The sequence below is a fragment of the Vibrio salilacus genome, from assembly GCF_002811245.1.
GTDB lineage: Bacteria > Pseudomonadota > Gammaproteobacteria > Enterobacterales > Vibrionaceae > Vibrio > Vibrio salilacus.
On the sequence record NZ_NIVQ01000003.1, the window covers coordinates 1 to 22,167 of the forward strand.

Here is a 22,167-nt window from a genome sequence, read left to right on the forward strand (position 1 = left end):
CTGAGATGTATTTTAACACCTCTATTTAGGTGGCCAAATTTACTGTACCACTACAGTCATATGATCAAGACCTAATAGCAAGCCTAGACCGTACCCAACAATAGAGGTAAAGGCAACTTGGCCTAAGCCAGTTAAAACAGAGACACCACCAAGAGAACGAATCAGCTTTATATCGAGTTTTATACCAACAAGGAAGAGTAATACGGCAATCCCTAGCTCAGAGAGTAGGTCAATTTGTTCTTGTGAATGGACTAGGTCAAGGCCGGATGGGCCAACAAGTAGGCCTACACCAATAAAACTGACAATTAATGGCTGCTTTAGCAAAATACCAAAGAACCCGAGTAAGGTTGCAACAAGAAGCAGTAATGAGATTTCGATGAAAATGGATTGCTCAATCAATTCAGTCATGCGTACTCCTTGCAATAATTTTTAACACACTGTGGTTAGTGATAAATACGCTGAAGATACCACTTAATCAAGTATACAATGGTTAGCAAATGTTGCGTGTGATCTTGCATATTGTTTGCAATGAGAAAAGAGTAAGCCATGACATTCTTGTTAGTATTTGAGCATTGGTTAAGCTAAATACGGCTTGGCACTGGCAACTACCTTTTCCATTTCATCTTGTAATTCAAATAACTCGGGTTCGACCTCTTCTATTGTTGCTCCCGAGCGCAAAGCTTTTTCAATCGTGGCGCAAATGTTTTTCAAACGAGGTACGCCGCAATAGGAACTGCTGCCATGCAGTTTATGCACGTGGTGAATGAGCTGGTCGAGATTAACCTGATCATCTTTTAATGCACTCTCGACGATCGTATTAACTTCTGGGATCGAGTCGATCAGCATTTGCAGCATATCCCGTGCCAGATCTTGTTTATTTGCCGATTGCTTTAATGCAGCTTGCCAATCAATAATCATGGTGTTGTGCATGTGTTGTGCATTGTCATTCAGTTCTAATACCGTCTCATCAAGCGTATGGCTCGATATATCCAGTTTTTCCAGTTCCTCTTGTTTGGTATGCGGGCTCCAATGCATCAGAACTTGCTGCAAAACATGCTCTTCAATCGGTTTCGTTAGATAATCGTCCATGCCCGCCGCTAATAAGCGATCGCGCTCGCCACTCATCGCATGAGCAGTTACGGCAATCACTGGGGTAGTCGCATTGAGCTTGGTTTGTTTGATGGCGTGACAAGCGGTCACTCCATCCATATGCGGCATTTGGATATCCATTAAAATGATATCAAAGTGTTGTTTCTCAGCTTGGTTGACTGCATCCATGCCGTTGGTACAAGTGATAACTCGTTCCACGCGCTCTTGCAAAAGCGCACAGATAAGCTTGAGGTTGGCTGGATTATCATCGACCGCCATCACGATCAGCGGTAGCGTCTCGTTGTATTCCGGAGTTGATTCAAGCAGTGGCATACTCTCTTGATTGGCGGCCAGAGTTTGCAACAACTTAATGCGCGAGAGAGGTTTAGTAATACAGTGGATCGGGTATTTCTGCATCAGATGATCCGACAGGGCAAGCGTGGTACTTGGCGTGCCTACAACCACATGCGGTGCGCAGCGAAGTGCCTGTTCAATCCAGGCTTCTACACTAGTCTGGTCATTTTCTCGATTGGGGGCTAAGTTTAGCAACACATAGTCATAGTGCTCGGTCTTTTCAGGAAGCGATGAGCGGTAGGTGACCATTAACCCTTCTTGAACCAATGTCTGCTGGATTACCGAGGCGGCTTGCATGTTCGGCTCGACCAGCAGCAAAGTACGTCGGCGAAGTACTTCTGTTTCAAGCAGTTCGCTCACTGGCATGTCGGTGGTAATTAAGCGTAAAGTAAACCAGAAGGTTGACCCTTGATGCAGGCGACTGGTAAGGCTGATTTCACCGCCCATTTGACTAACCAATTTCTGAGTAATTACTAGGCCTAATCCGGTTCCGCCATAGCGACGAGAAATGCTCGCATCGGCTTGACTAAAGGCTTGGAACAGTTGTGATTGTTGGCGCTCAGAGATACCAATGCCGGTGTCTCGCACCATGAACTGCAGTTCAACCGAATCGTCTCGTTGTGAACGCAGTTCAACGCTAATATCGATGTTACCGCGCTCGGTAAATTTAATTGAGTTGCCGACCAGATTGGTTAAAACTTGCTGGATTCGAAGTGGATCTCCGACCAAGCCAGGTGGAATTTTAGGGTCGATCTTTAGCGTCAGCTCAAGGCCTTTTTCATGAGCACTGGTGGCCTGTAGATTGACCACTTCTTCCAATGAAGTTTGGAAATCAAAAGGAATATTTTCTAGCGCCAGTTTCCCTGCTTCAAGCTTAGAAAAATCCAGAATGTCATTAATGATGTTGAGTAAGTTATTGGCGGATTTCTCTATCGTCTGCAGATAATCAGTTTGGCTATTGGTCAGCGTGGTTTTAAGCAACTGACGAGTAAAACCAATCACGCCATTGAGTGGGGTGCGCAATTCGTGTGACATATTGGCAAGGAACTCAGATTTTACTCGAGCTGCCTCTTGAGCGCGTTTTTTAGCGATATCGAGCTCAACGTTTTGAATCTCTAACTGCTCTAAGGTTTCACGTAAATCTGAAGTGGCCTGATCGATACTGTGCTGCATCTCGACATGATATTCCGACAAAGAGACCGCCATCGAGTTGATGCCATTTTTGAGGGAGTCGAGCTCACCATGCATTTTGCCTTCGATACGGACATCAAGGTGACCACGACGAATTCGGTCGACCATGTTTTTCATATGTGAAATCGGCCGCGTGACATCATGCATCAGGCGATAGGCAAATACAGCAGATAAGCCAAGGCCGATCAAAAGCACTAAACAAGCGGAAAAAATTTCTTGGTATTGCTGTAAACGCAATGAGGATAAATCGAGTTCAATCGCGACATAACCCACTGCAGGATTGGCAATTTTGCCTTTTATTGTTGCAACCAAACCCGACTCGGCAATCACAGGAGCGCGAAGAATTAGAGTGTTACCTTTCAGTTTTGAGCTGACCAACATAGGAATCGGTTCATTACGCGGGAAAGTCAGCAGCTCAAAGTTAGGGTGAAAGTTTGAGGTCACGAACAGTTCGTGGTTGTAATCAAACACGGCAATACTGCGAACAAACTTAGAGTTCTTACGATGTGCATAGCTAATGATGCGACGTACAGATTCGCGACTGTTGTTTTTTAACCCATCTTCACTGGCGATAGCCAAAGGTTCAATGATATTCAGGCCTGAATTGACCACCTGAGTCTCAAGGTCGTGGTAGCGATTGAACGAGAAAAAGGCACTCAAAAGTAAACCAATAATCAGGGTTGGAGCCAAAGTGAGAGTAATAACGCGAGCGCGCAAGCCATATCTGGTCATTATTGTCTAAACATCGTGGTGTGGATATGGGAAAATAGTCGCAATAAAAGCTGAGACTGCCGAATGGTTAAGCATAATCAACTCGGTCGGCTCAGACAATGATTCAAATACAAAAGCTAGCACGCAAGCATCTTTTCGAGCAACTGGCTACTAGACCACCAAATACAGGCAATCACCATGGCGCGTTTTTTCCAACCAAAGAAAAAAAATCAACTCAATACCAAGCATCAGTCATTTATGGTTGAAAAGCTTGACCATCATGGTGCAGGAATCGCCTACCAAAATAAAAAACCGATTTTTATAGAAGGGGCGCTGCCAGGCGAGCAAGTGTTGGGTCAGTTGAGTGAAAGTAAAAGTAAGTTTGCTCGCGCCAATCTGATCAAAGTACAAAAAGCCAGTGAACAGCGCGTCTCACCAGTCTGTGCTTATTATCAAGAGTGCGGCGGTTGTAATATGCAACACCTTAGCATTGAATCACAACAACAATACAAACAACAAACCTTGAACCAGTTGATGAGTAAGTTTGCTAGGCAAAGTATGGACCTAGAACCGCCGATCTTGGGTTCAGAACAAGGTTACCGTCGCCGGACTCGAATAAGTCTTAAGTTGAATAAAAAAACGCGCGCTCTTGAGTTTGGTTTTCGTAAAAAACACAGTAATGAGATTGTCAACGTTACCCATTGTCCGGTGCTTGAGCGCGAACTCGATAGTTTGGTTGAACCTTTGTATCAACTGCTGCAGACCTTCTCTAACCAAGAACATTTGGGTCACCTTGAGCTAGTCAAAGGCGATAACACGCGTGTGATCGTCTTGCGTCACCTCAAACCATTAGCCAAGCAAGATCAGCAATCGTTGCAGCAGTTTGCCAACCAGCATCAGGCGACGCTCTATTTAATGCCCGACAGTGAAAAGCTTGAGCATATTGCTGGAGCGCGCGCGTATTACTTAGAGGCAGGAGTGAAGATACCGTTTGAGCCGAATAATTTCATTCAAGTTAACCAAAGCGTTAACCAAGCGATGGTTAAGCAAGCATTGAATTGGCTCGCGCTAACCGCTCAAGACCGAGTTCTGGATCTGTTCTGTGGCTTGGGTAATTTCAGTTTACCGATCGCCCAGAAAGCGACCCATGTTGTTGGGGTTGAAGGGGTAGATACGATGGTCGCCAAAGCAAAAGAGAATGCGGCGATGAACGCGATTGATAATACGCAGTTCTACCAGGCGAATTTAGAACAAGGGATCGCTGGTCAGCCCTGGGCGGCAGAAAAATTTGATAAAATACTGCTCGATCCAGCTCGAGCAGGAGCCAGTGGGGTCATCGAACAAATTTCAACACTCGGTGCGAGCAGAATTGTGTATGTTTCTTGCAATCCTGCTACCCTAGCAAGGGATTCACTCAGCTTACTCAGTCAGGGCTACAAGTTACAGAAATTAGGTATGCTCGATATGTTTCCGCATACCAGTCATCTCGAGTCGATGGCACTCTTTGTAAAGGATTAAAACGAACTTTGGCGGCGGTTGAGAGTCTCATCATGCGGCAGTTCGAACACAAAAATATAATGGGACTAAAAGAATGGTTGCGGTAAGAAGCGCACATTTAAATCAAGACGAACAGTTTGAGCTAGACAAGTGGATTGCGAGCTTAGGGCAAGAGTCGGGCGTAGCAAAGCGTTTGAAAGAAGTCTATTTACGCGGTGAAGCGATTTTAGAAGGTAACGAGCAAGGTCCACTGCTGCTTTGGCGCGGCCGAGAAATGATCGAAATTCTTATCACTCTGTCAATGGACAAAGCAACGTTAGTGGCAGCGATGCTATTTCCGCTGGTGGCAAGCGGTGCGTATGAGCGCGAACAGTTTGAAGAGGACTTCGGCAAAGAGACCATTAAGCTGATTGATGGTGTCGAAGAGATGGCTGCACTTGGCCAGTTGAATATCACCCTTGAAGGGAGCGCGGCTTCCTCCCAAGTCGACAACGTGCGCCGCATGTTGCTGGCGATGGTCGATGATTTTCGTTGCGTGGTGATTAAGCTCGCCGAGCGTATTTGCAATCTGATTGAAGTTAAAAAAGCGCCTGACGAAGTACGCCGAGCCGCGGCAAAAGAGTGTGCCAATATTTATGCGCCGCTTGCTAACCGTTTGGGCATTGGTCAGCTTAAGTGGGAAATTGAAGATTACGCATTTCGTTACCAACAGCCTGAGACCTACAAACAAATCGCTAAGCAGCTTTCAGAGCGCCGTATTGTGCGTGAGCAATACATTAAAAACTTCGTTGATGATTTAACCGCCGAGATGAAAGCGGCAGGTATCAAAGCCGAGGTCAGCGGTCGTCCTAAACACATCTACAGTATTTGGCGCAAAATGCAGAAGAAGGGCTTAGATTTTGATGAGCTATTCGACGTGCGCGCGGTGCGTATCATTGCAGAACAACTGCAAGACTGCTACGCCGCACTGGGCATGGTGCATACCAAATATAGGCACTTGCCGAGTGAATTTGATGATTACGTTGCCAACCCTAAACCCAACGGTTATCAATCGATTCACACTGTGATCTTAGGGCCAGAAGGCAAAACCATCGAGATTCAGATCCGTACTAAAGACATGCACGAAGATTCTGAACTGGGTGTTGCTGCGCACTGGAAATACAAAGAAGGTGGCGCGAGTCGCAGTGGCTACGACGAAAAAATTACCTGGTTGCGTAAACTGCTTGATTGGCAAGAAGAGATGTCCGATTCGGGTGAGATGCTTGATGAACTTCGCAGCCAAGTGTTTGATGATCGTGTTTATGCCTTTACGCCGCGCGGCGATGTGGTCGATTTACCGATGGGCGCAACGCCACTCGACTTTGCATACCATATCCACTCTGAAGTAGGCCATCGCTGTATTGGAGCTAAGGTAGCAGGGCGCATTGTCCCGTTCACCCACAAGCTGCAAATGGGCGATCAAGTTGAGATCATTACCGCCAAAGAGCCGAATCCTTCGCGAGACTGGTTGAACCCGTCAATGGGCTTTGTTACCTCCGGTCGCGCACGCGCCAAGATCAATGCATGGTTCCGTAAGCAATCGCGTGAGAAAAACCTCGAAGCAGGGCGCGAGATCTTAGAAGCGGAATTGAGCAAAATTGGCGCAACCTTTAAAGATGCTCAGCAATATGCTTTGAAGCGCTTTAACGTCAATAGTGCCGACGAGTTGTATGTTGGCATCGGCAGTGGTGATTTGCGTATTAACCAAATCATTAACCACATTAATGCTTTAGTGAATAAGCCAACCGCGGAAGAAGAAGATAAACAAGCGCTTGAGAAACTGCAAGAAGCTGGCAATAAAGCGTCTACGCACAGTCGTCCTAAGAAAGATGCGGTCGTGGTTGAAGGGGTCGATAACTTAATGACCCATCTTGCTCGTTGCTGTCAGCCGATTCCTGGCGACGAGATTTCAGGTTACATCACTCAAGGTCGAGGTATCTCTGTTCACCGTAGTGATTGTGAACAGCTAGAGGAACTGCGCCATCATGCGCCAGAGCGTATCATTGATACAGTATGGGGCAGTGGTTTTGTCGGATCATACATCTTAACGGTGCGAATTGAAGCGATGGAGCGCAGTGGTCTACTTAAAGATATCACCACGCTGTTTGCCAATGAAAAGATCAAAGTGACCAGCATGAAGAACCGAGTCGATTATCGTCGACAGTTGGCCATCATGGACTTTGGATTGGAAGTCACTAATTTGGAAGTGTTCTCACGAGTGTCTAAGCGTGTCGAGCAGATTAAAGATGTAATGAGAGTGAAACGCCTCGGCTAAAATTCTCGTCATACTTGAAGCTGATAGCGTTGTTGCCTGCGCTCACTCGCTCCATCACATAGACGAGCTATGCTCAGGAGTCTCGCTCGCTTGCCGCCTAGCTACAGCTTCAATTATTTAGAGAATTGATCAACGTATAAAAAGGTGAGTGGTTTTGGCTGCTCACCTTTTTCTTTAGTAGAAAGGTTTAAAGGAACAGAAAATGAGTCATCCAATTGAACAATTAGAACAAATTATGGCGAAGTTGCGTGACCCACAAAGCGGTTGTCCGTGGGATTTAAAGCAGAGCTTCGATACTATCGTCCCGCACACCATCGAAGAGACCTACGAGGTGGTGGATGCCATTCAAAATCGAGATTGGCCCAACTTAAAAGAAGAACTCGGTGATTTGTTGTTTCAAGTGATCTTCTACAGCCAGTTAGCTAAAGAGCAAGACTTGTTTGACTTTTCGCAGGTTGTTGAGGCGGTGAATGAAAAACTTACTCGTCGTCATCCGCATGTTTTTTCTGATGTTGAGTTTGAAAACGACGAGCAAATCAATGCTAACTGGGAAGCGGAAAAAGCCAAAGAAAAAGCACAAGCAGGCAAAACGCAGCAAAGTATTCTAGACTCTATACCAGTCTCTTTACCGGCGCTTTCACGTGCGACAAAAATACAAAAGAAAGTCGCTAAATATGGTTTTGATTGGCCAACGATTGGCCCTGTTGCGGCTAAGGTTCAAGAAGAGATTGAAGAGGTGTTGGACGAAGCATTGCAAGTGACGCCTGATGAAGAAAAAGTCGAACTTGAGGTCGGGGACTTGCTCTTTGCTACGGTCAATTTAGCCCGTCATTTGGGGAAAAACCCAGAAGTTGCGTTGGCTAAAGCTAATCTTAAATTTACCCGACGGTTTGGTGAAATTGAGCATAAAGTCGACCAATCCGGACGACAATTAAACGATTGTACATTGGAGCAATTGGAACAGTATTGGCAGCAAGTGAAGCGAGATGAGCTAAAGTGAATAGCGTAATTAGCTAAAGCGGCATCTGAGTCTAATGTGACTCAGAACAATATCTCGATGTCCGTTTTCTCTACGCGCAGTTTGATTTGAAGCAAAAAATAAAAAATTGCAGTGTGATAGATTTCACGTTGTGGCGGATAGGGCCTTCTGGTATATTTATATCCCGTCCAGAAGAAATCCATTTTCCCTCATTCAACCAATTTCAGGTTAAACATGACGACAAATTACATTTTTGTTACTGGCGGGGTTGTATCCTCTCTAGGTAAAGGTATTGCAGCAGCATCTCTTGCGGCTATTTTAGAAGCTCGTGGTCTTAAAGTGACTATGATGAAGCTTGACCCTTACATCAACGTTGATCCAGGCACAATGAGCCCAACTCAACATGGTGAAGTGTTCGTTACGGAAGATGGCGCTGAAACTGATCTTGACCTAGGTCACTATGAGCGTTTCATCCGCACCAAGATGACTAAGCGCAACAACTTCACTGCTGGTCGTGTTTACGCTGACGTTCTTCGTAAAGAGCGTCGTGGTGATTATCTAGGCGCTACCATTCAGGTAATTCCTCATATCACTAACGCAATCAAAGATCGTGTTATCGCAGGTTCAGAAGGTCATGACGTTGCTATCGTCGAAGTGGGTGGCACCGTTGGTGATATTGAATCACTGCCATTTATGGAAGCGATTCGCCAACTTGCGGTAGAACTTGGCCGTGAGCGTGCGATGTTTATGCACCTGACTCTTGTCCCTTATCTAGCCGCAGCAGGCGAAGTAAAAACTAAGCCTACTCAGCACTCAGTAAAAGAACTGCTTTCTATCGGTATTCAGCCTGACATCCTAGTGTGTCGTAGTGACCGTGTGATCCCGGCTAACGAACGTAAGAAAATCGCTCTATTCTGTAATGTTCCAGAAAAAGCGGTTATCTCAATGAAGGACGTAGATTCAATCTACAAGATCCCACAGTTGATTAAGTCTCAAGGGCTTGATGATCTCGTTTGTACCCGTTTTGGTATTACGGCTCCAGAAGCGAACCTGTCTGAATGGGAACAGGTTATCTATGAAGAAGCCAATCCAACGGCTGAAGTGACGATTGGTATGGTTGGTAAGTACATTGAGCTGCCAGATGCCTACAAATCGGTTAACGAAGCACTGAAACACGCAGGTCTGAAAAACCGTTTAAGTGTGAAGATTAAGTATGTGGACTCGCAAGATCTAGAAAGCAAAGGCGTAGAACTGCTTGACGGTTTAGATGCGATTCTTGTTCCTGGTGGTTTTGGTGACCGTGGGGTAGAAGGCAAGATCCTAGCGGCACAATATGCACGTGAAAACAAAGTCCCTTACTTAGGTATCTGTCTAGGTATGCAAGTGGCACTGATCGAATACGCACGTAATGTTGCGGGTATGGAAGGTGCACACTCAACAGAATTTAATAAAGAAACTAAGTACCCAGTGGTTGGTCTAATCACTGAATGGGTTGACGAGACAGGTAACGTTGAAGAACGTACTGAGAAGTCAGACTTGGGTGGTACTATGCGTCTTGGTTCACAGCTATGTCACCTTGAAAAAGGCACCAAAGCACGTGAGCTTTACGGTAGCGCGACAATCCATGAGCGTCATCGCCACCGTTATGAAGTGAACAATAATCTTCGTCCACAGATTGAAAAAGCAGGCTTAAAAGTATCAGGCCTTTCTGCAGACAAGAAATTGGTAGAAGTGATTGAGAATCCAGCTCACCCTTGGTTTGTAGCAGCTCAATTCCACCCAGAGTTCACCTCAACACCTCGCGATGGCCACCCGCTATTTGCAGGTTTCGTTAAAGCGGCTGGTGATTACCAACGCGGCGAATTAGAGAAGTAAGGAATACAGACAGTAGCGTTTGTTGTGCTGCTGCCTTTAATTTTGACATTATATATTCAACGAGAAGGAAACATTCAATGTCTAAGATCGTTAAAGTTCTAGGTCGTGAAATTATTGATTCACGTGGTAACCCAACAGTAGAAGCTGAAGTACACCTAGAAGGCGGTTTCGTAGGTATGGCTGCTGCTCCATCTGGCGCATCAACTGGTTCACGTGAAGCTCTTGAGCTACGTGACGGCGACAAAGCTCGTTTCCTAGGTAAAGGTGTTCTTAAAGCTGTTGAAGCAGTAAATGGCGCTATCGCAGAAGCTCTAGTGGGTAAAGACGCGAAAGATCAAGCTGCAATCGACGCAGTAATGATTGACCTAGACGGTACTGAAAACAAATCTAAGTTCGGCGCTAACGCAATCCTAGCGGTTTCTCTAGCAAACGCTAAAGCAGCAGCTGCTGCTAAAGGCATGCCTTTATACGAGCACATCGCTGAGCTAAACGGTACTGCTGGTCAGTTCTCTATGCCTCTACCAATGATGAACATCATCAACGGTGGTGAGCACGCTGATAACAACGTTGACATCCAAGAGTTCATGATCCAACCAGTTGGTGCTAAGACTCTTAAAGAAGCGCTACGTATCGGTGCTGAAGTATTCCACAACCTAGCTAAAGTTCTTAAAGCTAAAGGCCTAAGCACAGCTGTTGGTGATGAAGGTGGTTTCGCTCCTAACCTAGAATCTAACGCGGCTGCTCTAGCAGCAATCAAAGAAGCGGTCGAAGCAGCTGGTTACGTACTAGGTAAGGACGTTACTCTAGCGATGGACTGTGCAGCATCTGAGTTTTACGACAAAGAAGCTGGCAACTACAACATGAAAGGCGAAGGCAAAATCTTCACTTCTGAAGAGTTTAACTTCTACCTACAAGACCTTGCGAACCAATACCCAATCGTATCTATCGAAGACGGTCTTGACGAGTCAGATTGGGATGGCTTCAAGCACCAAACTGAACTTATGGGCGACAAGCTTCAACTAGTGGGTGACGATCTATTCGTTACTAACACTAAGATCCTTGCTCAAGGCATCGAGAAAGGCGTAGCTAACTCTATCCTTATCAAGTTCAACCAAATCGGTTCACTAACTGAGACTCTAGCTGCAATCAAGATGGCTAAAGACGCTGGCTACACTGCAGTTATCTCTCACCGTTCTGGTGAAACTGAAGATGCAACTATCGCTGATCTAGCGGTTGGTACTGCTGCAGGCCAAATCAAAACGGGTTCTATGAGCCGTTCTGACCGTGTTGCTAAGTACAACCAACTTATCCGTATCGAGGAAGCTCTAGGTGAGCGCGCTCCTTTCCACGGTCTTAAAGAAGTTAAAGGCCAAGCTTAATTCTTAATTGAATCAGTTTAGCTAAATAGCTTATTGAAACCCTCGCTTCGGCGGGGGTTTTTTATTTGTATGGTCTTACTTTAGAACGATGAGCCGTTCTGACCGTGTTGCTGCTATACCTAAAAGAAAGCAACCAACTTATCCGTATCGAGGAAGCTCTAGGTGAGCGCGCTCCTTTCCACGGTCTTAAAGAAGTTAAAGGCCAAGCTTAATTCTTAATTGAATAAGTTTAGCTAAATAGCTTATTGAAACCCTCGCTTCGGCGGGGGTTTTTTATGTTTATGGTTTACTTTAGAACTCCCCTAATCGCTTCCACTCTGCGCTTTTCCATCTCCACTCGAATCTCTGCACCCTTAAACCCCTCTTTAACGATGTCTTGGACATTAACCGACAGTGCGGCCTGATAGGCACTTTCGACTATTTCTTTTTGCAGGTAGTCGACATCTTCAAAACCCGTACGTCCACGACTGTCGGCCATGCAACAAAGCAATATATTATTCAAGCGATCTGGCTTGCGCCACACATCAAACTTATTAAGCACTTTGAGTTTGGTTTCAGGACGCAGCTCTGCCGCGCGATGTATATTTGAGTGTTGCTCACAGACCATAAGGGCTAAATCTCGATATTCGTTAGGCACCCGAATTCGTTCACATAACGTTTTGATAAGTTTTAAGCCAGTATGACAATGCATTTTGTGACTTGGCCATTCGCTTTTGGGCGTAATCCCTTTACCTAAGTCATGCACTTGAGCGGCAAAGCGTACCGGAAGAGACTCACTCAATAATGCCGCCTGTTTTGCGACCAACAGAGTATGGATCCCGGTGTCTATTTCTGGGTGCCATTGCTCTGGTTGAGGAACACCAAACAGAGCATTAAGTTCGGGCAGCACCATCTGCAACGCATCACAATCGCGCAATACTGACAAGAAAACCTGCGGATCAGCGGTTGATAATGATTTGTGCCACTCTTGCCAGACTCGCTCAGGTGTGAGGTGTTTCAGCTCACCGGATTGGCTAATTTGACGCATCAAGGCCAAGGTTTCTGGTGCAATAGTAAAACCTAAGTGGTGCAGTTTGGCAGCAAAGCGTGCGACACGCAGCACTCGCAAAGGATCTTCGGTAAAGGCATTAGAAACATGGCGCAGCACCCGATCTTTAAGATCTTGTTGGCCATTGAAGGGATCGACAATGTCGCCGTTAGGATCTTGAGCCATGGCATTAATGGTCAAATCACGCCTGAGCAAATCCTCTTCTAAGGTTACATCGGCAGCAAAGTAGCACTTAAAACCCGTATAACCACTGCCTGTTTTGCGTTCAGTGCGAGCTAATGCATGCTCTTGCTTGGTTTGCGGGTGTAGAAATACCGGGAAGTCTTTACCCACCGCAGTATAACCTTGATCGAGTAGATCTTGTGGGGTCGAACCGACTACCACCCAATCTTTATCATAGACAGCTATATTTAGCAGTTGATCGCGAACTGCACCGCCAACAAGGTATCTTTGCACCTAGCTCTCCCTTTTACTTATCTGGCCATTGGCTATTTGTGTCAGCAATGGTACTTTCCTTAGCAGTAAATTCCCAGAGACGAGAAGTATGTATCTACAACATTTTGCGCTCACTGAGCTGCCTTTTTCGATTGTGCCAAACTCTCGTTTCCTTTATCAAAGTCGGCGTCATCAAGAAGCGATAGTGCAAATTCAAGCCGGTTTGGGTGAAGGCGGCGGTTTTGCCATGCTTACTGGTGAGGTCGGGACAGGGAAAACGACGATTGCTAAGTCAATACTCAATACTCTAGCAGACAACACTCAGGCAGGCTTGATTCTGAACCCGACTTTTTCCAGTATCGAACTGCTTGAAGCCATCTGTGATGAGTTTGGTCTTGATTACCCTCAAGGCGCGTCACTCAAACAACTTAATCAGACGCTGCATCACTTTTTACTGAGTAATCATAGCCAAGGCATTCAGACGTTGTTGGTGATTGACGAGGCGCAACACTTATCTGCCGATGTGTTGGAACAATTGCGTCTATTGACTAACCTTGAAACGGATAGGCAAAAGCTCCTCAAAGTTCTGTTGATTGGCCAGCCGGAGCTGCAGCAAAAACTGCAAATGCCGCAGTTAAGGCAGTTGGCCCAGCGGATCACCGGACGCTATCATTTATTACCGCTCAATCGAGACGAAACACGTGATTATATTAAGTTTCGTTTAACCCTTGCTGGTGGTTCGGCCGAGCTATTTTCATCAGCCGCAATTAAGTATATTGCGCGTCAAACGCAAGGTATACCACGACTGATTAACCTAGTGTGTGACGCTTGCTTGAAGCAGGCATACAGCCTTGGTGAACCAAAACCATCACTGGCTACGGTTCAGCGCGCCACGGACGAGGTGATGGGCTTTCAAACTGGCTCGGTTGCTCCGTTTAACCCACAAGCAAAATCTGGTCTGAGTAGCGCTGTCGCCACGTTAACAGTGGCGGTGACGCTTTCTGTAGCAGCATACGCCTTTATGCCATCATTTAGCCATGCGTGGATACAAGCCTATCTTAAACTGCACCACCCACAAGTTGAGTCGACAACACAACAGCGTACCGTCTTTGCTGAGCCTGTGAAAACGTTGCTGATGCAAGGGGTGAATCAAGAGCAAGGTCTTGCAGCGTTGTATAAGGTATGGGGCTATCGGGCTTCAGTGCTTGATCAACTGTGTCTCGACAACACACAGAGCCTGTTTCGTTGTCAGCGAGGGCACGCATCGCTGGCACAATTAATCGAGCGCAATGTGCCCGTGCTACTCAATCTGACTATCGATAAGCAAAGCTATTATGCGGTGCTTTATCAGGTTGAAAATAACTTAGTGACCCTGATGGTCAATGACCAACTGATGACCTTTGAACAACAGTGGTTAGACACTATATGGCAAGGCAATTATCATCAAATCTGGCAAAGTTACTGGTTTCAGACGCTTAAACTTGGTATGTCTGGCGAACCGATAGTGCGTTTAGATAAGCATCTATCACAAGTGTTAGGAGAGCCCGAATCGGCCAATGATCAATTTGATATTAATTTGCAGCACAAAGTAGAGTTATTCCAGCGCTGGCAAAATTTAAGTGTCGATGGTATTGCGGGTAAAGAGACGTTGCAATTACTTGAGCGCCTTTCTCAGCAGCAAGCACCTAAGCTCGTGGTGCAGGAGGAAAGTAATGTCTAAAGTCATGCAAGCGCTCAAAGAGTCGGACCGCCTTCATCAAGCGACCCAATCTAATCAATGGCATTATTTACAAACCAGTGTTAAACCGGGTTCGCACTCAATTGCAAAATACCTTGCCTTGTCATTATTGCCGCCAATCATGCTCAGCGCGGTTGTGGTGTGGCAAGACTATCAACTGACCAAGCAACAATGGCTTGAAAGTAATGTGGTTAAAACCTTAGTGCTTGATGTACCGTTTGACTATCATAGCCAGATGGCCCCAAGCTTTGAACCGCTCAAGGCGACTTATCGCGAGCCTCAAGCGGGCACTGTTTCTGTTGTCGATACTAGCATCAGCAACAAGAGTGATGTGTCGAGCCAGAAAGAGAGTGTCATTGGTGAAGTCTCGCCAAATCAAGATCCATTGCTTAACGGACTCGATTTATCTGAGCTGTCACCTGAGCTAGCACGGCGTTTTGAGTCGGTGCTCAACCCGTCTGTACGTTCACCAAGTCCGTCAAACTTACCAGCTGCCTCTAATCTTGCCCAGCAAGCCGAGCGTTGGTATGGAAAACTGCCCGCGATGAACTTCCAAACTCATGTCTATTCAAATAATGTCAGTAAGCGTTGGGTTAAAGTTAATGGCATTGAATATAACCAAGGTGATTGGATCAGCGATAGGGTTCAACTCGTGGCGATAGATCAGCAAGCGACGTTGATTCGTTTCAACAATGAAATGATAGAGGTTCCGGCACTCTATGATTGGCCAGGTTAAGCGTTAGATAAATAAAAAGGTCACTGGAGAGTGACCTTTTTATCAATGTTTATTTGCTTACGACCAACCTGATGGAGAGCGTTTTCTGCGAGGCGTGATATGCGGAAGAATCAAACCTAGGAGTAGGCCTATTCCTGCAACGCCACCACCGTACATGAAGTACTTCAGCAGTAAGTCATCTTTTTGCGTATCAAGTTTTGCACGCAGTTTACGCACTTCTTCTTGTGACGCCGAAAGTTGTTGACTCATTTCACTGTAGCCCTGTTCAAGATCGTTTATTTGACGGGTACGAGTTTCTAAAGAGTCGACCAGTCCAGCTTTTTCTTGATCGGCATTTGAACGTGCATTCGCCAACTTTCCTTTGACGTCCGCGAGTTCTTTTTCAAGACGTGGCAGGCGCAACGCCATGCTTTCTTGATTAGTGACAAAACGACTTTCTACCCAGCCTGTGCGACCTTTTTCATCTTGAACTTGGGTATAGCCAGTGTCTTTATTGATCGACAACAGCTTCACTTTATCGCCAGCATCTACACTGCCAATAATACGGAATTGGTTGCTCGGGCCAGAGTGCATATAAGTGAAGAGTTTATCAGAGATGTAACGGTTTTGAGCAAATGCAGCAGGAACAGCAAGCATTGATACTAAAACCAAGCAAACCAGTTTTTTCACGGTAAATCCTTTAACAGTCTTTTTGCAGGCTTAATCGCCATTGTCTATTTGTTACTAACGTCAAATAGTAAGTAGTTTCTGAACCGACTGCAACAAAGAAGGGAGGCTGAGCCTCCCTTTCTGCGGGTTTGAGTCAATAATGACAGTGAGTTAACACATCACTGACGGATTAATTAAGTGAACGCCGCTTGAATCGCATAGAAAAAGACCACGGCAAGTAGTGCACCCGCTGGCAGCGTCACAATCCAAGACGCTACAATGTTACGAACAACACCTAGGTTTAATGCGGCAATACCACGAGCAAAACCAACACCTAAAACGGCACCCACAAGCGTTTGAGTGGTTGAAATTGGCAGGCCAGTACCGGACGCAAGTACCACGGTACATGCCGTCGCAAGTTGCGCGGCAAAACCACGGCTTGGCGTCAATTCAGTGATACCAGTACCAACGGTTGCCATGACCTTATGACCTAGCGTAGCCAAACCAACCACAATACCAAGACCACCCAATGGAAGAATCCACCAAGCAATACTAGTTTTACCGGTGATTTCTCCCATATGCTCAACAGTAGATACGACCGCTGACAAGGGGCCAATCGCGTTAGCTACGTCATTAGAGCCGTGAGCGAAGGCCATTGCACAAGCAGTGATAACCATTAGCACGCTAAAGATGCCTTCAACGCCAGCAAAGCCATGCTCATCTTCACGACTGGCAAATTTCTTCTGAATGTAGAAGTAACCGCCGGCCATGACGATGCCAGAAACAATCGCTGCCCACATCCAGGCTTCACCATTACTAAGGTGTAGTCCAACGTGCTTAAGCCCTTTTTTAATTGTAACCAGTGCGATCACCATGGTCGTGATGAACATGTACACAGGTACAAAACGTTTGGCATTAAACAGAGGATTCTCTGTGTCAAAGATCAGTCGCTGCGCACTGACAAAGATAACGTAAGCAAAGAAGCCGGAGATGACTGGTGTAATAATCCAGCTACCAACAATACCTTGAACACTATTCCAATTAACCGCTTCAGTACCGACTGACACAGAGGCAAAACCAATAATAGCGCCGATAATAGAATGAGTCGTGGATACTGGCCAACCCATATAAGACGCAAGCAGTAGCCAAGTACCCGCAGCAAGCAGCGCGGACATCATACCGTAGACTAATACGTCTGGTTGGTGAGCAAATAGGGACGTTTCAATAACACCTTTACGAATAGTGTCGGTGACTTCACCACCTGCAAGGTATGCCCCTGCAAATTCAAAGATCATTGCAATGATGATCGCTTGTTTTACGGTTAGCGCTTTAGAACCTACCGATGTCCCCATCGCATTGGCGACATCATTTGCACCAATACCAATAGCCATCAGAAAACCGAAAGCGGCTGCAATTAAAATCAGGACAGTGCCGTAGTTCGCAAGGATATCCATCGTATTACCTAGTTGTTGATAACAAGCGGAGCAAAAATTTAGCACGAAAAAACCCCTTCAGCGCGTCAGTATTTAGCGCTTATGAGGGGTGTGGCTTTATTTTAGATGCTCTTCGTTATTTGGTTAACTTATCGTTATGAGCGTGACAACATTACTTCAAGGCGCGCACCAACACGTTGCGCCTGATCAGCAATACCGCCCACCCACTCTAGAATTTTGTAAAGGAACATCACATCAATCGGGTTCAGATCGGCTTCAATCGACATTAGCTGTTGACGAAGTTCAATCTGCATGACATCCGTGTCGTCCTCAATCGCATCCAGTTGGTGGATCATTTCAGCCACGAGTGTGACTTCGCGACCTTTAAATCCAGTTTCCAATAACTCATCAAGCTCATTGATCACTTTTTGCGCTTGGTTTGCAGCATCAAGGCAGCGCTTCACATACGCAATGAAGTTTTCTTGAAGAGGTGTAGGGATCATCAATTGACGGCCATAAACACGGCCAGCAATATCTTTTGCTAGGTTGGCGAGTTTATCTTGCTGTGTGAGTAGTTCTAGCATATCACTACGATCTACTGGCATAAACAAACCACGAGGAAGTTTGAGACGAATTTCGCGCTTAAGTACGTCGGCTTCTTTCTCTAGATGAGAAATTTGAGCACGAATTTCAGAGGCTTTCTCCCAATCACCTTTTGAACTAACTTCAAAAAAGTTGATGAGATGTGAGCAGCATTCATTTACGCACACAACGTGGCGCTGCAAAGGTTTAATAGGGGACTTTGCAAATAACCCCATAATTGTATTTACTGGCATGGTCATTCAACCCAATTAATATAACCTAAAAACTAACATGCACCATTTCATGGCGAAATGTTGAACGATGGCTATAAAGGCGCGCATGTTAACCCATTCAATCATTCATTAAAACTGTTTTAGATCATCATTAAGGTGATATTTCTTTCTTGCCGAGTAAGAAAATTGGCAATATCCTGTCTCTATCTGCTTTGAAAGGTAACGTTATGGAAACCGAGATAGAACTGAAGTTTTTTGTTTCTCCTGAATTTTCAGAAACTTTGCGCAATAAGATCTCTGAAACCAAAGTGCTTCAACACAGCTGTCGAACGCTGGGTAACATCTATTTTGACACCCCTGACAACTGGTTACGTCAACACGATATTGGCTTGCGCATTCGTCGTTTTGATGATGTGTATGTCCAGACAGTCAAAACTGCCGGGCGTGTGGTGGCAGGGTTGCACCAACGGCCAGAATACAACGCTGAACACGATCGGAATCAACCGGATTTGACCTTACACCCTAGTGATATCTGGCCAGAGGATAAGGATGTTGCGACACTTCAATCGCAACTTACCGCGCTTTTTGCTACCAACTTTACTCGTGAGCAATGGCTGATCGGTATGGCTGATGGTAGCCAAGTCGAAGTTGCCTTTGATCAAGGCCAAGTCGAAGCGAGTGGCAGAGAAACCCCTATTTGTGAAGTAGAACTTGAGCTGAAATCGGGTCAAACCGATGCACTGTTTACTTTAGCTCGTAATTTCTGTGAGCATGGTGGTATGCGTCTAGGTAACCTCAGCAAGGCTGCGAAAGGGTATCGTTTAGCGGTGGAATACCCTGGTGATGAGGTAAAACCTTTGGCGCTGGTGCCAACGAATAAGCACGACACGGTAGAATCTTGCTTGATTAACTCACTTGAGCATGCGCTCTCACATTGGCACTACCACGAACAGATTTATGCAGAGCGCGACTCGATAGAAGCGTTACATGAAATAAAAAATGCGATCAGTTTTGTCCGCCAGATTTTAACCGTTTATGGTGGTGTGGTTCCGCGCCGCGCGAGTGCTATCTTACGCCAAGAGCTGAAATGGTTAGAGCAAGAGCTTGAATGGCTGCGAGATTACGACTACCTAGAAGATTTACTTGGCGATAAAGGCCATGCATTGCGCAAATTGGATGCGCGTAAGTTTTTGATCGCAGAACTTAAGTTAGTTCAAGAGCAACTTCCATCTCGTGAGCAAATGTTAGAGTTAATTAATGGTGCCCGCTACACGGGCTTGCTGCTTGATTTAAGTCGCTGGATTCTGACTCGTGGATGGCAGCCGTTTCTCGACGATAAAGCTCGTGAAAAGATGGCACTTAACATTGAGCATTTTTCGGTGGAGCAACTTGAGCGTACTTGGACTGAATTAATGCAAGCTTTTCCACCAGAGAAGAGCTTAACTGACGACGACTATATCGATCTACAGTATCGCTTGATGCGTAACCTTTATACCGGAGTGAGTTTTGCATGCTTATATAACAGTGAGGATCGTAATAGCTTCCGTTTACCGTGGAGTGACTTACTGCACGGCACTGACGACTTGCTTAAATTAAAGCCCCTAGAACAACTGGTTGATAAGCTCGAAGGTGAAGATCGTGAGCAACTACAGCGTTGGTTGATACGCCAGCAAGGATCTATTTTACATGCAATGGAACAAACGCGAGTTATCTGTATAGAGGCTGAACCGTATTGGCGCGATTAATTGGCTGTTATTACAGTGAATGAAACGAGAGCTTTACGGCTCTCGTTTTTGTTGCTGCGTAGTGTGAGATGCTCGTTCGATTTTATCGAGCCGCTTGAGAATTTCACTCTGTTTTTCTACCAACTCGATCAATAGCCTCTCTTTATTCTTTGAACGGTGGTCTTGACCTTTAGACGGTGAGGTAATCAGCGACGAGATCAAGCCAGAAATCATACCAAACAAACCCACGCCACAAATGATCAACGCTGCTGCCACGATGCGTCCAGCATCAGTGACCGGATAATGATCGCCATATCCAACAGTTGATATCGTCACCAAAGCCCACCACATGGCATCGCCACCATTATGAATATTAGCAGCGGGAGATCCCCCCTCTAAAAACAACATGGTACTTGAACCAACAGTCATCAAAATAACCAACAGTAACAAGATAGAAGCAAGCGTGGTTTCACGTTTGTTTTCCAATGATTCTTTGAGCGCGTAGCGACTCGAACGGATCACTAAGATCACTCGTAAAATTGAAAATAAGCGAAGCGGTTCGATCATTGGCATACTGGCCACAAAGTCTATCCAGTGGCGTTGCATATATTTCACACGATCTGTAGAGCGGATCAAATCTATACAGAGTTGTAACAGGAATATACTACAGATAACGAAATCTAAGCCGATAAATACCTGTCGAGTTTCTAGGCGCAATGGGAAAAACAACAAGCCCGAGATCACAAATAGCGCCATAAATGACAAGATCAGTGACAACAAGCTCATCGGTTTTATGTCGTTTTTGGTAATATCAATATTCATACGAAGCTCGAAATAAATTAAATTCAGTATTATCAATGCAGTTGCACCTTCTGTGCCACTTTAATATAACGCATTGAAAACTCAAAATATGACAAAGTGGAGAACGGACAATGACCAAGATGGTGTTTAAGCCGTGGGAACGAGTGATTACGGATATTCGACTGGTTCCTAAGATGGTAATGCTGATGGTATTCAGTACCTTACTCATCATCAGCAAACAGTTGTGGGACGCAAGCACCTTTTACGATTCTCTACTTGCCGCAACGCAAAACATTCAGGTAGCTCAGGAACATTACAACGCTTATCTTGTTCAAGTCGCCTGGCAGACAGGGTTGCTGATCCTCGTTTTTATCACGTTGTTAATGTTTGCGGCGCGTGTAATGTTGCGTCAAACCCAATATCTAAATGAGTCGATTAAATTAATGGCGCAGAAAGACCTTTCGGTGCCAATCGAAATGGCCTGCAAAGATGAGTATGGCGATGTAGCGCGCGAGTTAGAGAAAACTCGTGTGCAACTGCAAGAGATGATTCGACTACAGATAGATGCCTCGCAAGAGCTGTCTGGTTTGACTGAAGTAATGACATTAAGCATGTCAGAAACCAAAGAGTCGGCGAAAGAAGAGTTTGACGAAATTGATCAACTCGCAACGGCAATGAGCGAGATGACCTCTACGGTACAAACGGTAGCTGGCCATGCGCAGAGCGCATCATCATTGACCGAAAATGCGTCTGGTTCGGCGGTTACAGGTCAACGATTTGTTCAAGATACAGTGAAAAAAATCAGCGAGCTATCGAAAGACATCGCAGCTTCTGCTAATGCGGTGAATCAAGTCGAGGAAAGTGTCGACTCGATTGGCAGTGTTGTCGGTACTATTCAAGGGATCTCTGAGCAAACCAATTTATTAGCGCTTAATGCTGCGATTGAAGCGGCACGTGCCGGTGAGGCTGGCCGAGGTTTTGCTGTCGTGGCAGATGAGGTGCGTAACCTTGCTCAGCGTACTCAACAGGCAACGGTCGAAATCCAAGAAATGATCTCTAAGTTACAAGCCAGTGCTAACTCTGCCGTTGACTTGATGGAGAAGAGTGTGGTTGAAGCCGCAGAAGGGGTTGAGTTAGTCACTAATGCTGGTGATGAGTTAGATGGCATTGTCGATCAAGTAAACCAAATTAATGATATGAATTTCCAAATTGCGACCGCTGCGGGTCAGCAGAGCAGTGTTGCGGAAGAGATGAGTCAGAACTTAACCAATGTGCGTGAACTGGTAGAAGCATCGGTGACCGTGGTCTCTGAGCTGCTTGAAACCTCTGAAATCATGCAGCAGAATGCAGAAGAGCTCGACAAGAAGATCACATCATTTAAAGTGTAACTTCTCAAGTTA

The 22,167-nt window shown here is 45.6% G+C and carries 16 protein-coding genes; 9 read left to right on the top strand and 7 right to left on the bottom strand.

All coding sequences use genetic code 11. The annotated features are described in order from the left end of the window. Positions 1 to 39: 39 nt before the first annotated feature. Both CDZ87_RS02640 and barA read right to left on the bottom strand, forming a co-directional pair. Positions 40 to 408: a cation:proton antiporter domain-containing protein gene (locus tag CDZ87_RS02640; RefSeq protein ID WP_245834635.1), complete on the bottom strand. Its 369-nt coding sequence runs from the start codon at positions 406 to 408 to the stop codon at positions 40 to 42. Positions 409 to 576: 168 nt separating this feature from the next. Next, positions 577 to 3,366, bottom strand: a complete 2,790-nt coding sequence (gene barA, locus CDZ87_RS02645; protein ID WP_100752053.1) for a two-component sensor histidine kinase BarA — start codon at positions 3,364 to 3,366, stop codon at positions 577 to 579. A gap of 177 nt (positions 3,367 to 3,543) precedes the next feature. On the opposite strand from barA, the gene rlmD reads away from it, so the two are divergent. From rlmD to eno, 5 genes are all read left to right on the top strand, one after another. Further along, on the top strand, positions 3,544 to 4,863 hold the full coding sequence (gene rlmD, locus CDZ87_RS02650; protein WP_100752054.1) for a 23S rRNA (uracil(1939)-C(5))-methyltransferase RlmD: 1,320 nt from the start codon (positions 3,544 to 3,546) through the stop codon (positions 4,861 to 4,863). A gap of 73 nt (positions 4,864 to 4,936) precedes the next feature. Continuing rightward, positions 4,937 to 7,156, top strand: coding sequence for a GTP diphosphokinase (gene relA, locus CDZ87_RS02655; protein ID WP_100752055.1), 2,220 nt, complete (start codon positions 4,937 to 4,939; stop codon positions 7,154 to 7,156). A gap of 202 nt (positions 7,157 to 7,358) precedes the next feature. Beyond that, entirely contained in the window at positions 7,359 to 8,156 is a 798-nt protein-coding gene (gene mazG / locus CDZ87_RS02660) for a nucleoside triphosphate pyrophosphohydrolase (protein WP_100752056.1), read from the top strand. Positions 8,157 to 8,369: 213 nt separating this feature from the next. Next, the gene (locus CDZ87_RS02665) at positions 8,370 to 10,010 is read left to right on the top strand and encodes a CTP synthase (RefSeq protein WP_038174235.1); all 1,641 of its coding nucleotides are present in this window, start codon (positions 8,370 to 8,372) and stop codon (positions 10,008 to 10,010) included. Positions 10,011 to 10,087: 77 nt separating this feature from the next. Next, entirely contained in the window at positions 10,088 to 11,389 is a 1,302-nt protein-coding gene (eno, locus tag CDZ87_RS02670; protein ID WP_038174234.1) for a phosphopyruvate hydratase, read from the top strand. A gap of 286 nt (positions 11,390 to 11,675) precedes the next feature. Here eno and CDZ87_RS02675 read toward each other — a convergent pair whose 3' ends face one another. Continuing rightward, positions 11,676 to 12,893, bottom strand: a complete 1,218-nt coding sequence (locus tag CDZ87_RS02675; protein WP_100752057.1) for a multifunctional CCA addition/repair protein — start codon at positions 12,891 to 12,893, stop codon at positions 11,676 to 11,678. 88 nt (positions 12,894 to 12,981) lie between these two features. Between CDZ87_RS02675 and CDZ87_RS02680 the strand changes: the two genes are divergently transcribed. Further along, positions 12,982 to 14,592, top strand: a complete 1,611-nt coding sequence (locus CDZ87_RS02680; protein WP_100752058.1) for an ExeA family protein — start codon at positions 12,982 to 12,984, stop codon at positions 14,590 to 14,592. Beyond that, entirely contained in the window at positions 14,585 to 15,346 is a 762-nt protein-coding gene (locus CDZ87_RS02685) for a general secretion pathway protein GspB (RefSeq protein WP_100752059.1), read from the top strand. Before CDZ87_RS02680 ends, CDZ87_RS02685 begins: the two co-directional genes overlap by 8 nt. A gap of 57 nt (positions 15,347 to 15,403) precedes the next feature. On the opposite strand, the gene CDZ87_RS02690 is transcribed toward CDZ87_RS02685, so the two are convergent. The 3 genes from CDZ87_RS02690 to CDZ87_RS02700 form a co-directional block, all read right to left on the bottom strand. Continuing rightward, complete coding sequence (locus CDZ87_RS02690) at positions 15,404 to 16,015, bottom strand: TIGR04211 family SH3 domain-containing protein (RefSeq protein WP_100752060.1); 612 nt, start codon at positions 16,013 to 16,015, stop codon at positions 15,404 to 15,406. Between the two features lie 173 nt (positions 16,016 to 16,188). Continuing rightward, positions 16,189 to 17,448: an inorganic phosphate transporter gene (locus CDZ87_RS02695; protein ID WP_100752061.1), complete on the bottom strand. Its 1,260-nt coding sequence runs from the start codon at positions 17,446 to 17,448 to the stop codon at positions 16,189 to 16,191. Between the two features lie 134 nt (positions 17,449 to 17,582). Continuing rightward, positions 17,583 to 18,263: a TIGR00153 family protein gene (locus CDZ87_RS02700; RefSeq protein ID WP_172953548.1), complete on the bottom strand. Its 681-nt coding sequence runs from the start codon at positions 18,261 to 18,263 to the stop codon at positions 17,583 to 17,585. A 206-nt stretch (positions 18,264 to 18,469) separates the two neighbouring features. On the opposite strand from CDZ87_RS02700, the gene CDZ87_RS02705 reads away from it, so the two are divergent. Next, positions 18,470 to 19,987 (top strand): CYTH and CHAD domain-containing protein, encoded by a 1,518-nt coding sequence (locus tag CDZ87_RS02705; protein WP_100752063.1) that lies wholly within the window; start codon positions 18,470 to 18,472, stop codon positions 19,985 to 19,987. Positions 19,988 to 20,020: 33 nt separating this feature from the next. On the opposite strand, the gene CDZ87_RS02710 is transcribed toward CDZ87_RS02705, so the two are convergent. Beyond that, positions 20,021 to 20,788, bottom strand: a complete 768-nt coding sequence (locus CDZ87_RS02710) for a potassium channel family protein (RefSeq protein ID WP_100752064.1) — start codon at positions 20,786 to 20,788, stop codon at positions 20,021 to 20,023. 110 nt (positions 20,789 to 20,898) lie between these two features. Here CDZ87_RS02710 and CDZ87_RS02715 point away from each other — a divergent pair, with 110 nt between their 5' ends. After that, complete coding sequence (locus tag CDZ87_RS02715) at positions 20,899 to 22,155, top strand: methyl-accepting chemotaxis protein (RefSeq protein ID WP_100752065.1); 1,257 nt, start codon at positions 20,899 to 20,901, stop codon at positions 22,153 to 22,155. Positions 22,156 to 22,167 lie beyond the last annotated feature (12 nt).

Excerpts from the sequence above, each read along its gene's own strand:
- CDZ87_RS02640 (WP_245834635.1), bottom strand. The coding sequence starts at position 408 with ATGACTGAATTGATTGAGCAATCCATTTTCATCGAAATCTCATTACTG.
- barA (WP_100752053.1), bottom strand. The coding sequence starts at position 3,366 with ATGACCAGATATGGCTTGCGCGCTCGCGTTATTACTCTCACTTTGGCT.
- rlmD (WP_100752054.1), top strand. The coding sequence starts at position 3,544 with ATGGCGCGTTTTTTCCAACCAAAGAAAAAAAATCAACTCAATACCAAG.
- relA (WP_100752055.1), top strand. The coding sequence starts at position 4,937 with ATGGTTGCGGTAAGAAGCGCACATTTAAATCAAGACGAACAGTTTGAG.
- mazG (WP_100752056.1), top strand. The coding sequence starts at position 7,359 with ATGAGTCATCCAATTGAACAATTAGAACAAATTATGGCGAAGTTGCGT.
- CDZ87_RS02665 (WP_038174235.1), top strand. The coding sequence starts at position 8,370 with ATGACGACAAATTACATTTTTGTTACTGGCGGGGTTGTATCCTCTCTA.
- eno (WP_038174234.1), top strand. The coding sequence starts at position 10,088 with ATGTCTAAGATCGTTAAAGTTCTAGGTCGTGAAATTATTGATTCACGT.
- CDZ87_RS02680 (WP_100752058.1), top strand. The coding sequence starts at position 12,982 with ATGTATCTACAACATTTTGCGCTCACTGAGCTGCCTTTTTCGATTGTG.
- CDZ87_RS02685 (WP_100752059.1), top strand. The coding sequence starts at position 14,585 with ATGTCTAAAGTCATGCAAGCGCTCAAAGAGTCGGACCGCCTTCATCAA.
- CDZ87_RS02695 (WP_100752061.1), bottom strand. The coding sequence starts at position 17,448 with ATGGATATCCTTGCGAACTACGGCACTGTCCTGATTTTAATTGCAGCC.
- CDZ87_RS02700 (WP_172953548.1), bottom strand. The coding sequence starts at position 18,263 with ATGCCAGTAAATACAATTATGGGGTTATTTGCAAAGTCCCCTATTAAA.
- CDZ87_RS02705 (WP_100752063.1), top strand. The coding sequence starts at position 18,470 with ATGGAAACCGAGATAGAACTGAAGTTTTTTGTTTCTCCTGAATTTTCA.
- CDZ87_RS02710 (WP_100752064.1), bottom strand. The coding sequence starts at position 20,788 with ATGAATATTGATATTACCAAAAACGACATAAAACCGATGAGCTTGTTG.
- CDZ87_RS02715 (WP_100752065.1), top strand. The coding sequence starts at position 20,899 with ATGACCAAGATGGTGTTTAAGCCGTGGGAACGAGTGATTACGGATATT.